The sequence below is a fragment of the Shouchella patagoniensis genome (assembly GCF_002019705.1).
In the GTDB taxonomy this organism is placed as follows: domain Bacteria; phylum Bacillota; class Bacilli; order Bacillales; family Bacillaceae_D; genus Shouchella; species Shouchella patagoniensis.
The window spans coordinates 2562547-2575841 of the sequence record NZ_KV917377.1; the positions used below are offsets into that span (position 1 = coordinate 2562547).

The 13295-nt window shown below is 41.1% G+C and carries 11 protein-coding genes; 3 read left to right on the forward strand and 8 right to left on the reverse strand.

The genetic code is table 11. The annotated features are described in order from the left end of the window. Positions 1 to 6 precede the first annotated feature (6 nt). The 4 genes from BK584_RS13560 to BK584_RS13575 all read right to left on the reverse strand — a co-directional run bounded on the left by BK584_RS13560 (position 7) and on the right by BK584_RS13575 (position 4246). The gene (locus BK584_RS13560; protein ID WP_078393105.1) at positions 7 to 762 is read right to left on the reverse strand and encodes a metal ABC transporter ATP-binding protein; all 756 of its coding nucleotides are present in this window, start codon (positions 760 to 762) and stop codon (positions 7 to 9) included. Between the two features lie 30 nt (positions 763 to 792). Next, complete coding sequence (locus tag BK584_RS13565; protein WP_078393106.1) at positions 793 to 1746, reverse strand: metal ABC transporter solute-binding protein, Zn/Mn family; 954 nt, start codon at positions 1744 to 1746, stop codon at positions 793 to 795. A 170-nt stretch (positions 1747 to 1916) separates the two neighbouring features. Continuing rightward, positions 1917 to 2693 carry a Cof-type HAD-IIB family hydrolase gene (locus tag BK584_RS13570; RefSeq protein ID WP_078393107.1) on the reverse strand — a complete coding sequence of 259 codons (777 nt, stop codon included), beginning with the start codon at positions 2691 to 2693 and terminating at the stop codon, positions 1917 to 1919. Positions 2694 to 2866: 173 nt separating this feature from the next. Beyond that, the gene (locus BK584_RS13575) at positions 2867 to 4246 is read right to left on the reverse strand and encodes a dipeptidase (RefSeq protein ID WP_078393108.1); all 1380 of its coding nucleotides are present in this window, start codon (positions 4244 to 4246) and stop codon (positions 2867 to 2869) included. A 124-nt stretch (positions 4247 to 4370) separates the two neighbouring features. Between BK584_RS13575 and BK584_RS13580 the strand changes: the two genes are divergently transcribed. Continuing rightward, entirely contained in the window at positions 4371 to 5522 is a 1152-nt protein-coding gene (locus BK584_RS13580; RefSeq protein ID WP_078393109.1) for a GNAT family N-acetyltransferase, read from the forward strand. Between the two features lie 26 nt (positions 5523 to 5548). Here the strand turns inward: BK584_RS13580 and BK584_RS13585 are convergent, their stop codons facing one another. Together BK584_RS13585 and BK584_RS13590 are read right to left on the reverse strand one after the other, a co-directional pair. Further along, positions 5549 to 5836, reverse strand: a complete 288-nt coding sequence (locus BK584_RS13585; protein WP_139365672.1) for a hypothetical protein — start codon at positions 5834 to 5836, stop codon at positions 5549 to 5551. A 95-nt stretch (positions 5837 to 5931) separates the two neighbouring features. After that, positions 5932 to 7905, reverse strand: coding sequence for a methyl-accepting chemotaxis protein (locus BK584_RS13590; RefSeq protein ID WP_078393111.1), 1974 nt, complete (start codon positions 7903 to 7905; stop codon positions 5932 to 5934). A gap of 655 nt (positions 7906 to 8560) precedes the next feature. On the opposite strand from BK584_RS13590, the gene BK584_RS13595 reads away from it, so the two are divergent. Continuing rightward, the gene (locus BK584_RS13595) at positions 8561 to 8809 is read left to right on the forward strand and encodes an alpha/beta hydrolase family protein (RefSeq protein ID WP_078393112.1); all 249 of its coding nucleotides are present in this window, start codon (positions 8561 to 8563) and stop codon (positions 8807 to 8809) included. A gap of 86 nt (positions 8810 to 8895) precedes the next feature. Here BK584_RS13595 and BK584_RS13600 read toward each other — a convergent pair whose 3' ends face one another. After that, positions 8896 to 10563, reverse strand: a complete 1668-nt coding sequence (locus BK584_RS13600) for a nicotinate phosphoribosyltransferase (RefSeq protein WP_245808860.1) — start codon at positions 10561 to 10563, stop codon at positions 8896 to 8898. Positions 10564 to 10708: 145 nt separating this feature from the next. After that, on the reverse strand, positions 10709 to 11899 hold the full coding sequence (locus BK584_RS13605; protein ID WP_078393113.1) for an ornithine--oxo-acid transaminase: 1191 nt from the start codon (positions 11897 to 11899) through the stop codon (positions 10709 to 10711). 166 nt (positions 11900 to 12065) lie between these two features. Between BK584_RS13605 and BK584_RS13610 the strand changes: the two genes are divergently transcribed. Next, positions 12066 to 13283, forward strand: a complete 1218-nt coding sequence (locus BK584_RS13610; protein WP_078393114.1) for an MFS transporter — start codon at positions 12066 to 12068, stop codon at positions 13281 to 13283. The last annotated feature ends 12 nt before the right edge of the window (positions 13284 to 13295 follow it).

The following is a 13295-nucleotide window of genomic DNA, read 5'->3' on the forward strand; positions in this document are numbered from 1 at the left end:
TGAAAATTAACGGATGCTAGAATTGACACTGTACGCCGCCTCCTTCATAAAGCGAACGGCGCCTCCGTATGCTTTTGTAATATTATCTGGCGTAAATACAGAAGAAGTTGAACCGTGTGCCACAACCGTTTTATTTAATAACAACACTTGATCAAAGTAATCTTCTACTGTTTGCAAGTCATGGTGAACGACAAGCACGGTTTTCCCTTGCTCCCGCAACTCTTTTAATATGGCCATGATTGCTCTTTCTGTCGCTGCATCTACACCAGCAAGGGGCTCATCCATAAAATACAGGTCCGCTTCTTGAATGAGCGCTCTAGCAAGAAAAACCCGTTGCTGTTGTCCACCTGACAGTTGGCTAATTTGCCGTTTAGCGTAATCAACCATACTTACTTTTTCAAGTGCTGCCAATGCCTTTTCCTTGTGTTGTTTTGTTGGTCGTTTTAACCATCCAATTTTACCGTAAAGCCCCATCATCACTACATCCAACGCATCTGTTGGAAAGTCCCAATCAACAGAGCCACGTTGGGGTACATAGCCAACTCTTGTTTTTTCTTTTTTAATTGATGAACCAAAAAATTCTACTTTTCCAGTTAAATGGGGGTGCAGTTGTAATAACGTTTTAATTAATGTAGATTTCCCAGCACCATTAGGTCCAACAATCCCTGTGAGCGTACCTTGCTCCACTTCGAATGTCACATTGTTTAAGACCGTGTTTTTACGATATGCCGCACTTAGCCCTTCTACTTTAAGCACACTCATGTTCATTCATCTCCTGTTAGTCGCTTAACGTCATTGTGTGTCTTCTTCTGAGTCTGTTAATGCATGATAAATCGTATCAACATTATAGCGATACATCCCGATATATGTTCCTTCTTCTGTTCCTTCATCACCCATTGCATCAGAATATAGGGTTCCGCCTAATTCCACTTCTAAACCCGATCCAGCGGCACCTTCAATAACTGCTTGAATGGACGAATCATTTACACTGCTTTCAATAAATACAGCTGAAACTTCCTTATCAACGATTGTCTCAATGGTTGACTGAATATCGGAGATCCCAACTTCAGCTTCCGTACTTAATCCTTGAAGCCCAATTACTTCAATATCATTCATTTGTCCAAAGTATTGGAATGCATCGTGAGCAGTAACAAGGATGCGTTGTTCACTAGGTATTTTCGAAAATGTTTCGGTTGAATACGTATATAACTCCTCAAGTTCTTCAAAATAAGCTTGCTTGTTTTCTTCTAATAAGTCAGCTTGATTAGGAGCCATTTCCTTAAGTTGTTCGACTGCAGTATCAAGCGCTTGTTGCCATAGCCGTACGTCAAACCAAATATGGGGATCATCCATACCAGCTTCTTCTTCATCTTCAAGCAAATCTCCGGTTGAAATCGATTCTCCAACAGCAATGGCATTTACATCAATATTATTAAACACATCAGACATTTGTGCTTCTAAGTGTAATCCATTATAAAAGATCACATCCGCATTTTGAAGCAATTGAATATCGCTTTGCGACGGTTCATATACATGGGGGTCAACACCAGGTCCCATTACCGTCTCAACCTCGACTAAATCGCCCCCTATTTCCTCGAGAGGTTCACCGATCTGGGCAATTGTAGCGACCACTTGAATAGGGTTTTCTTCTGAGACAACTGCTTCTTCTTCATTATTTCCACAAGCCACTAAAGCAGTAATTGCGCTAATGCTTATTAAACCAGTTCCCACTATCTTAAAAATCATTTGTTTCCTCCTCCTTCTTTCCCCATCACTTTTCTTAATATATGCACTTACCCTTAATAATTTCCTGTCCACAATAAAGTTTCTTTAATGCAACTTTAATTCCCGAGCTCAACTTTGTCAAGAATTATTGTTTTCTAGGTTCCCCTAAACAATAAAAAAAGACAGAGAAATTACTCTCTGTCTTTATCCATATTACCTGGCAAGATCACCCAGCGTTGAATTGCTGCAGCAACTCCGTCATTCAGGTTTGTTGCCGTAATCCAATCAGCTCTTCGTTTAACAGCGTCTTGCGCATTTCCCATTGCTACACCCAGGCCAGCTTCCTCAATCATCGCAATGTCATTTAAGCTATCACCAACAGCCATCACTTCATTTAACGATATTCCTAATTGATCACAAACAAGTTTTAACGCAGTTGCTTTATTAATACCCAGTGCATTTATTTCTATGTTTGTTGGGCTTGAATTGGTAATTTCCGTTACGCCTTTTTCTCGTAAATCATTCACAATGCTTTCCCGAATCAAATCGTCTTCTGTATCAAACCCAAACTTCAGCCATTCATGATCGTGTCGATCAGGCGGAAGTTCACCCCGATACAAATTATCAGCAGAAGCACCCCACACATGGATGCCATGTTTTTTTGTTAGCTCATAAATATGATCCACCGCTTCTTCTGCCAAATGGGTTGCAGAAAATAGCTCACCTTCATGAGTGTAAATTTCTCCACCATTCGCTGTTACCACATAATTTTTTAAGTCAAGTGACTGGGCGTACTTTCCACATGTAGCTAACGTTCTTCCAGTTGCTATCACTACATGAACATTCATTTCTTGAGCTTCGGCAATCGCTTCACGGTTCGCTGCCGATATTTCATGATTATCATTAAGCAACGTACCATCCATATCAAGTGCGATTAACTTTATCTCTGGTTTTTTCTGCGGTTCCATGCAATTGACTCCTTCCACGATACATTCATATCACCCTTAGTTTACTACATTCTAAGGTCGATTGTATTCATCTTGGACCTATTATTTGCAGTATGTTTAAATTTGATTACGATTAAACACGCCTATAAACCTTTTTTTCAAAAAAAAAAGATGAGCTTTACGCTCATCCATTTCTATGATTCACTTTTTCCATACTCATCCCAAAACGCAATTATGGTTTCTAAACCTTTATCAAAGTTTTCAAGGTGAAAATGTTCATTTGGTGCGTGGAAATTCTCACTCGGTAAACCAAAACCCATTAACACAATCGGTATTTTTAATTGTGAATCAAATGTTTCAACTACTGGAATCGACCCACCCATTCTCGTATAAGCCACTTCCGTCTTATAAACACGCTCATAAGCACGTGCCGCTGCAGCAAACGCGGCATCCGTTACAGGTGCAGCAAATGGCTTTCCGGTGTCGTGGCGCTCCGTTGTAATCGTCACACCAGCAGGCGTGTTTTCGCGTATATGCGCTTCAATTTTTTCTAGAATGTCAATCGGGTCTTGTCCAGGAACAAGACGGCACGTAATTTTTGCTGTAGCTTCCGCAGGAATAATTGTTTTCACACCTTCGCCTTGAAAGCCTCCAAACAACCCGTTTAATTCAAGTGTTGGCCTAATCCAAGTACGTTCTCTTGACGTATATCCAGGTTCTCCAAATAACTCATTTACGCCAAGTTCTTCTTTCATCGCTTTATCGCCATCACCAAGTGCAGAGATGCTTTCCATTTCTTCAGCAGGTACCTCTTCTATACCATCATAAAACCCATCAACAGTAATCGTACCTTGATCATCTCTCATCGTTGCAATCAGTTGGACTAATGCATGGAGAGAGTTTTGTACAGCCCCACCATACAAGCCAGAATGGAGATCTCCTTTTGTTCCTTTGACTCGAACTTCAATCGCAGCTAAGCCTCGCAAACCTGTACAAATAGCAGGCTTACCAGCTTCAAGCATTGGCGTGTCTGAAATGAGTAGCACATCAGCGGCTAAGCGTTCTTTTTCATTTTCAACGAAGGCATCCAAGTTAGGAGATCCGATTTCTTCCTCCCCTTCAATTAAAAACTTCACATTAAACGGTAGCGTACCTTCAGTCTTTAATAGTGCTTCAACTGCTTTCAAGTGCATAAACGTTTGACCCTTATCATCCGTTGCACCACGTGCATAAAGCTTATTATCTCGAACCGTTGGCTCAAAAGGTTCTGTTTCCCATAAATACAATGGATCAACTGGTTGTACATCATAATGGCCATACACAAGAATCGTCTTCGCATCCTTGCCTGCACCAAGCCATTCGGCATAAACGACAGGGTGTTTAGCTGTTTCAATAACTTCAACATTTTTAATACCAGCACGAATAAACGCCTTTTCTAACCAATCAGCTGTTTCTCGTATGTCCTGTTTATGTTCAGAAATGGAACTAATGCTTTGTAATCTAAGAAAATCATTTAATTCCTGCAAGTGTGCTTCCCGGTTCTCTTGTAAATAGGTTGTTACCGATGTGCCCATTCTCTTCACCTCATTTAATATCACCTGTTTTGTCGTATTGTACCATAATTAGAAGCATCATATTATTTAGAACCATGCTACACTAGACCCATTCAAGCAAGTCACAGAGGGGAGAATAACTATAATGACCATTCAACGTTTAACAGATGCGGAATTTGAAGCGGCGTTTCAACTAAGTTGTTATGCTTTTCAAGTCAGTGATGCAGAGGAAAGACGTACTGCTAGTCGTGCCTCTTGGAAAAACGCGATTCATTATGGCGAAGTAGTTAACGGCAATGTCCAAGCAAAACTAGATATTCTGCCGTTCCAAGTAAACGTGTATGGCAAATCTATGCCAATGGGAGGTATTGCAGGGGTAGCATCATACCCTGAATACCGACGGAAAGGACTCGTCAAAAAACTAATTATTCATGCACTTGATTCCATGCGTTCACAAGGACAATTGCTTTCCTACCTTAATCCTTTCTCAGTTCCTTTTTACCGGGCATTTGGCTGGGAAATTCTCTGTGATGAAATGACGTACACATTAAACAAGCATCAATTACCAAAAGCAACTCCATTAACGACAGGCCGCATATCACGTGTATCCTTTTTCGATCCCCTTATCCGAGCAGTCTATGAACGCAGACAAACTCACGGAATGTTGGAACGTGAATCATGGTGGTGGGAAGAACTTAACCGAAAATACAAAAGCCACACAACAGCCGTTTACCAAAATGAGGACGGCGAGCCAACAGCGTATATCGTTTATCAGATTGAGGAAGATCACTTCGAGACTGAGGAAATGATTTATAACGACATGAATGGTCTTAACGCACTGCTATCCTTTATTGGTCAACATGATTCAATGATAAAGACAGCTGAACTACCAGCAGCTAGCGCAGATGCTTTGCACTATTTCTTGCCCGACCCTAAAACAAAAGCCGAAACAAGTCCATATTTCATGGCGAGAATCGTAGATGTGAAAGCCTTTCTCACACAATACCCTTTTGTTATTCGTAGTGGCGGTTATTACACAATCAAAATAAACGATCCTTATGCATCGTGGAATCAAGCAACATTCGATCTTTCATTAGAAAAACAGATTCGTTGTGAACCAATAACAACTGCACCCCAATTAGAAATGAGCATACAAACGCTTACGGGTTTGTTATTAGGTTACCAACGCCCTTCTTTTTACCTCAAACAAGGGTTAATTCATGGTGACCTAGCGATTATTCTTGCTTTTTTTAATCATTTACCAAACGAAGCACCCGTATTATTTGATTCTTTTTAATAAAAAGACCCAGCATGTTTGCTGGGTTAATTCGTTGATTTCTCATCTAAATAGTTTATTAATTCATCTTTTTTCTCCGCATCAATGGAGAAATCTCTGACATATGAAGAAATGTCTGTTGACTCGATTGGTTCAAGGCGCAATGTTAACAGTGGTTCATTTTCTTCTTTTGTTTCAACTTTTTCAGAATCAAATTGTGCTGCTATTGTTTCAAAAATCTTGTTGTTTGCTTGTTCATCTGATGTCGTACTCCTCCATAATTCTACGGGCTTTTCTTGTCCCTCTTCTTTCATCACTAGCACTAGCTTATTCATGTCTACACCTCTTTTTTTGTCGTGTACATCCATTCCTTTTTCTCTTTATAAGTAAACATGCAAAAACAGCGCAAGCAATGCTTGCGCTGTTCCTTTTACCATTTAAATCGTTGGATCATTCTTTCAAGTTCTTCTGCCAACTCCGACAAATTAGCTGTAGAACTTAAAATCTCTTCCATTGATGCGAGCTGTTCTTCAGTTGCTGCTGAAACATTTTGTACACTCGCAGAAGTTGTTTCTGTCGCGCCAGCAATTTGCTCATACGAATAAAGAAACTGTTCCGTTTGTGTAGACATTTGTTTTGCTTCCTTCGTCACTTGAATCATTTTCGAGCGTACATCTTCCATATGTGTTTGGATCAATTCAAACGACGTACCAGCACTCTGAATGACTTCTACGCCTTTTTCGACTTCGCCCTTCCCATCATTCATCTCTTGCCCCGCTTGCCTTGCGCCTAATTGGATTTCTAGAATTTGATCTTGCACTTGTTTCGCAGCATCGTTAGATTGTTCTGCTAACTTCCTTACCTCTTGGGCAACAACAGCAAAGCCGCGTCCATTCTCTCCTGCACGAGCCGCTTCAATTGATGCATTTAGCGCAAGCAGATTGGTTTGTTCAGAGATATCAGAGATGACTCGGTTTACTTGGTCAATTGTTGCAGCTTGCCCTTCTAACGTTTGAATTGACATAGCGATGGTCGATACTTTAGCATGGATAGCATCCATTTGTTTGACACTTTCTTCAATCCCTGTTCGACCTACTTTTACAGCAGACGCTGCCTGATCTACTGCTTTATTGACGTGGGTCGCGGATGAAGCAATGTCCGTAATGCCTTGCGATACTGTTTTTGCAGCATCCTTTCCACTTTCCATACTGCTCGACTGATCCTCGACACTTCCAGACACTTCTTGAATCGACAGTGTAATTTGTTCTGTCGCTTGCATATTTTGTTCTGTACTTGCTTGTAACTCTTCTGAGGAGGCTGCCAAATACGTTGATTTATCTTGAATATCTTGCAAAGTGGCAATCAACGATGTTCGCATCTCTTCAAATGATCCCGCCAACGTTCCAATTTCGTCTTTTCCTAACTTCCCATTATCAAATGTGGAACCTAGCTCTCCCCTACTAATAACCGTCGCCGCTTTAGCTAATCCAGAAATCGGGGAAATAATCGATCGAACAAGTAGATGAATAACGACGCAACCAATTAGTAATGTAACAACGATAATAACCGTAGTTGCTTGCAAGATTGGCTGAACCATATGAACAACCTCATTAGGCAACATCGTTCCAACTAATACCCAGTTTGTTGGATAAACAACGTTATACGTCATCTCTCGCGATTCATCTTCTGATTCATAATAAAATTGTCCGCTATACTCAGTGATGTTCGTTGTAAGTGTTGCCGGCATGTATTCTCCCGTTTCCATACTTGGATGAGAAACAACTCTTCTTGCTTGATCCATTAAAAACAAATACCCGGTTTCACCAATTTTCGCCTCGGACACGTAGCTCATAACATCTGCTAAGCTCACCCGCACCGCAAGAACATTTTGATTATCCTTCGTTAACGTTCCAAATATAATCTCTACATCTTGCTCTTCACCTTCACCTGTAATAATTGGTTCACTTACAGAAACATCCACTTGCCTTGCAATGGCTTGTCTGTACCAACTTGTCTCATTCAATCCACTTTCTTCACCAAAACCACTCGAGCTGTTATACACAATGGCTTGCCCACTCGAATTAACTAAGTAAGTCTGTTTTATGTTTTCATTTGTATTTGTAAGGTCAGTCAAGCTTTGCTGAATTTCATCGGTAGACATTTCACTTCTATTAATGGTGCTACCTGCATACTGAACGGTGTCCGTTTGCAATTCCATAAATTGCTGTAACGACGTATGTACATTCGATGTAATTTGCTCTGCTTGATCCAACATCGTTTCTTCTACATTGTCTCTCGTTATAAAATAGGATGAAAGACCGACGAGCAAACTTGGCACAAGCAAAATAAGACCAAAAGCAATATAAAGTTTCGCCTTTAGACTAATGTTTCGTTTTCCTTTCATTCTTTTCCCACCTCTACATGATCTGTTCTTATCTTCGGCACAAATCCGACAACCGTAAAGTATTTTCTTAATTTACCGACGAAATAATTACCAGAAATGCAAACGGCATGGTTTCGTTAGCTCCGTTTCGTTTAGCACCTTAAATGATTAAAATGAGCTTTATTTACAGTTTATTCGCATAATAAAGAAAACCTAATTGATAAGGAGGGGTCAGACATACAAATCGATCCATTTTTATTTCTGCCTGCGACATGTCAAGCTAAGTACCACCCTCATATCGCAAATCTCTTATTATACATAAGTAACGTTACAGGTCTTCCCCAAGCATATGAGTATGAGCGCTCAAGGTTTTGAATATACACGTCAAAATTCGTTAAATCACAGCTATTGCTGCTCCACGCGACCCATTTTCCATCTGTGAACATCCCCCATATACATGAATGCCAAACGCAAGCGAATGGATGCCGTTCGAGATCTAGATGAGCTTGCCCGTTGGTTAAAAGGAAATCATGATGTTCATCCAGAGCTGTGGGCAGCCGCATAGACATCGTTGGCATCTCAAGCTTCAAATCGTTTCTCGAAAATACGAGCATCTGGCGCAGACAAATGCGAGAAGCCGAATATGGTTCACTTGAGGAGGACATAGAATTCTTTAATGACATTGACCCGATTCATCGGACAGATGCAATTACCGCCCCACTACTTGTGTTGCAAGGAAGAAATGACCCCGTGTCCCCATTCCGAAGCAGAACAACTCGTGGCTGACCTAGAGAAGCGTGACCACCCTGTTTCCTACCTTTGTTTTGAGGATGAAGGTCACTTTTTTGTACGAACTGAAAATAACCGAACAGCTTATACAGAAACAGCAACCTTTCTAACAAAATGGCTCCAAGCAAAACGTTAGATAAGTCCATTCAAGTTTAGAGGAAGCAATTAGGAATGCTCTTACTAAAAACAGCCTTAGAAGCTCCGCTTCTAAGGCTGTTTTTCTTATTGCTCGCGCTTATCATGGATAAGCTGTTCTTTCATCGAACGAAGGTCATCTGAAAGAGAAACAGGATACACTTCCGGCACTTCCAGACGTAAATACTCTTCCCAGAAAGAGTGCTTTTGTTTTTGATGGTACTCTCTAACATCTTTTAAACTTGGAACGTCATAAACGAGCTGACCATTTAAAAAGATTGGTTTATGAAGCTCCACCGCTTCGAAATCACGGATTTTCTTTGCTTTTAGCGGGTTGTTTGGATGTTTTAAGACGATTTCTGATTTCCCTTCTAGGGTTTCACCGTCAAGGCAAATATAGTCACCTTTCGCCATTCCATCTTGACCAAATAAACGATACACTTTCTTGCGCCCAGGATTTAAGATTTTCTCGATACTCTCTGATATCTTAATTAATGCAATCCACTCGTCCATCGTATGAGTACCTGCTTCTAGCTCAACCTCGAGGGGGCGGCGAGCGACAATCTTATGAACGCCTCCGAGTGCCGGATTATCAAATGCAGTAATGAACTTTGTCCCGACACCCCATATATCAATTTTGGCTCCTTGCTGTTTTAATGAAGCAATTGTATATTCATCCAAATCATTTGTAGCGGCAATCTTAACTTGTTCAAGCCCTTCCGCATCTAAACGTTTGCGCACTTCCTTTGATAGAAAAGCTAAATCACCGCTATCAAGGCGAACAGCCGTCATTTGATAACCTTTTTGTTGTAATCTCCTAGCTGTTTCAATTGCGTGAGGCAGACCGCTTCCCAACGTATCCGTCGTATCAAGCAATGGAATGGTTTTCTTCGGAAAGACATCGGCGTACGCCAAGAAGGCATCTAGTTCTGATGGATGGAACATAATGTATACATGCGCTTGTGTTCCCGTAATTGGCATGGAGAACATCTTGCCGGCTTTCACATTACTCGTTGCATCAAAGCCCGCGATATAAGCCATTTTTGCTCCGTACACACTCGCATCTCGCCCTTGGGCTCGACGTTTACCCATTTCCAATAACCCATCAGTGCCAGCGATCGTTTTAATGCGTGAGCCTTTTGTTAATACAAGAGACTCTGCATTGACTATGTTAAGTAACATCGCTTCAATCCAGATGCATTCCCAAACGGGTGCCTCAATGCGGATAAACGGCGTGTTCGGGAAAACTAAGTTCCCTTCCTCCACTGCATACAAATCACCACTGAAACGAAGCCTGCGCAAATCATCTAAGAAGGCTTCATCAAACCCTTCAGCTTGCTGGCGTAAATAAGCAATGTCATTTTCATTAAAGTACAGGTTTTTAATCGTTTCAATTAGATGCCCTAAACCACCAAACGCCACGTATCCACCTAATTCGCTACTAAAATCACCTACGCCACGTACAAAGGGCGCTTTTCGGTAGAAGTCATCAAACACAACATCTGTTTGATGTAAGCCTTCTTTCCAAAGAGCGTACATCATCGTAATCGCATAGTAGTCAACGTCTAGAGCGTAATCTTCTGCAGGGTTATAATAAGGTGTTACATGAAAAGTTGTATTTTCACAACGGATGCACGGTTCCTCCATTGTATCTTCATTAGAGAACGACGGTTGCTCACACGATTTACATATATGTACATAGCGATACTTCGTTGGTTTAATCATATCAAAGATCGTTTTATTCATACCTTGCATTTTCTTTTTGCTCCTTTAAGCCAGTTTTTCTCTAGCTCTTCTAGTTATTGCAAGTATACCGCTGTCATCATTCCATTTCAAATATTCATCTCCAATCAATAAAAGCCAACTAAGGACTAGTTGGCTCTAAAAGTTCGGAAAATGATTATGATAGTACTGCTTTGATATGCGTTAGCGCACCTTCAATCTCTTCTTTCGTAATAATCAGTGGCGGCGCAAATCGAATCACATTTTCATGCGTTTCCTTGCAAAGCAGTCCTTTTTCTTTTAATTTTTCACAGAAAGGGCGAGCTGGTTCAGTTAATTCAATTCCTATAAACAACCCTACCCCTCTAACTTCAGCAATACTAGGATGGCTTAACTTCTTTAACTGTGAAATAAAATAGTTTCCAACTTGTTCCGCATTTTCTACTAAACGTTCATCCTCTAACACCTGAAGCGCCTCAATTGCTACGGCACAAGCTAGAGGATTCCCGCCAAATGTTGATCCATGAGAACCTGGTTCAAACACACCTAACACATCACGTCCAGCGGCTACCGCAGAAATTGGTAGTACACCTCCACCTAATGCTTTCCCTAATATAAACATATCTGGTTTGACTTGTTCGTAATCACACGCAAAAACTTTTCCCGTTCTCCCTAAACCTGATTGAATTTCATCAGCGATAAACAAAACATTTTCTGCAGTACATAATTCACGCACTTCTTGCAAATAGCCTGCAGGCGGAATAATAATGCCCGCTTCCCCTTGAATTGGCTCCACTAAAAAAGCCGCCGTATTCTCATTGATTGCCTCTTTTAACGCATTTATATCCCCGTACGGTATAACCTTTATTCCAGGCAATAGCGGTCCAAAACCCCGCTTGTATTCTTCACTTGATGAAAGAGAGACAGCACCAAGCGTACGTCCATGAAAATTATTTTCACATACAATGATTTCTGCTTCGTCTACCGCTACCTTCTTCTTATCGTAAGCCCAGCGTCTTGCTGCTTTAAGTGCAGTCTCAACCGCTTCCGCGCCTGTGTTCATAGGCAAAACCATGTCTTTATTCGTTAGAGTAGCTACTTTTTCGTAAAAAGGCGCTAACTGATCGTTATGGAAGGCACGCGACGTTAGTGTGACGCGTTCAGCTTGATCTTTTAACGTTTGAATTAACCGAGGATGACAGTGGCCTTGATTTAACGCCGAATATGCACTAAGCATATCAAGATACCTCTTACCATCAGCATCCCATACCCAAACCCCTTGCGCTTTTGAAATGACAATCGGTAGCGGATGATAATTATTCGCCCCGTATTGTTCTGTTTTCTTAATAATCTCTCTTGTCTTTGTCATCAAACTCCCCCTTAGATGATCAACCTTTTACCATTCGCATTTTCCGTATAACGCTTTCAATTACCAGTTCGCTACCGTCACTAATAATCCTGCAAAAGATGCTTGCAGCAGATACGCACATGTGAGCAAAAGGTGATAAGATGAGAAAGGATTGGAGGCAAAAACCGTGAGCACACCTATTAAACGCAGTCATCATATTCTTTTTCTTGCATCGGTTTTCTGTTTCTGGCTTTCTACTTACAGCTATGTGCCGATCTTTAGTTTATACTTAGAACAAATTCCTTTCAGCTACGCAATCTCTGGCATTATCCTTGGAAGTTATGGCATTACACAAGTTTTACTCCGTTTCCCCCTTGGACTTCTTCTCGACAAACTTGTGCATTTGCGCAAGCATTTTTATATAGCTGGATTTGTTGTTGCCATCATTAGTGGCCTTATTTTAGTGTTTTCTTCTTCTTTCGCTTGGATTTTAATAGGAAGATTGCTTGCAGGTGTTACTGCAGCAATGTGGGTTATGGCAACCATTATGTATGCTGACTATTTTGCGCCAGATAAATCGGGTCGGGCGATGGGGACACTTCAGTTTTTGACCGTCATGCCTCAATTTCTTAGCATGTTGACTGCTGGCCTGCTTGTAGAACTTTTTCATTTTACAATCCCTTTTTGGGTTGGGGTAGCGACAGCATGTATCGGTCTTGTGCTTGCCCTGTGCGTAAAAGTTGTCCCACCTCGGGACCAAGCCAAGAAAGCCGTTCACATCTCAAGCAATATTCGGGCAACATTTAAGGTAAAAAGGTTATTACCACTTACCTTTGTTTCTTTATTTACGCATGCCGTTTTATTTATCTCAATCTTTGGCTTTTCTCCCGTATATGCGAATGCCCAGGGCATTGGAGAAGGACAAATGATTGCAATTATGGCGGCCTTTTTTATTCCGCATGCCGCTGCATCGTTGGGTGTCGCTTTCTTTAATGTGTCACGCAAAAATGAATTACACCTTATCACGCTTAGTCTCCTTGTGACATTCATTGTCTTCTTATTAATGCCAACAGCAACGAGTCTATTTTCGATCAGTATGTTGCATGCTGTCATTGGTTTAACAATCGGTCTCGTCCTCCCCCTGCTTTTATCACAAGTAGCGAGTTTGCCTGAACCACGGTTAAAAACATCAGTGATGGGCTTTTATCAATCGGTTTATGCGATTGGGATCTTCATCGGCCCTTATTTAGCGGGATTTGCTGCCCAGCACTTTGGCATCGGACACGTCTTTACATTAGCTGCTGTTATAAGCTTTTTAGCGCTAATCATTACGGGGTGGTCCATTTACAAAGATAACAAACAGCGTTTTTCAAAAGAACATCCCACACAACAAAAAACCAGTTGACTCTTCAACTGG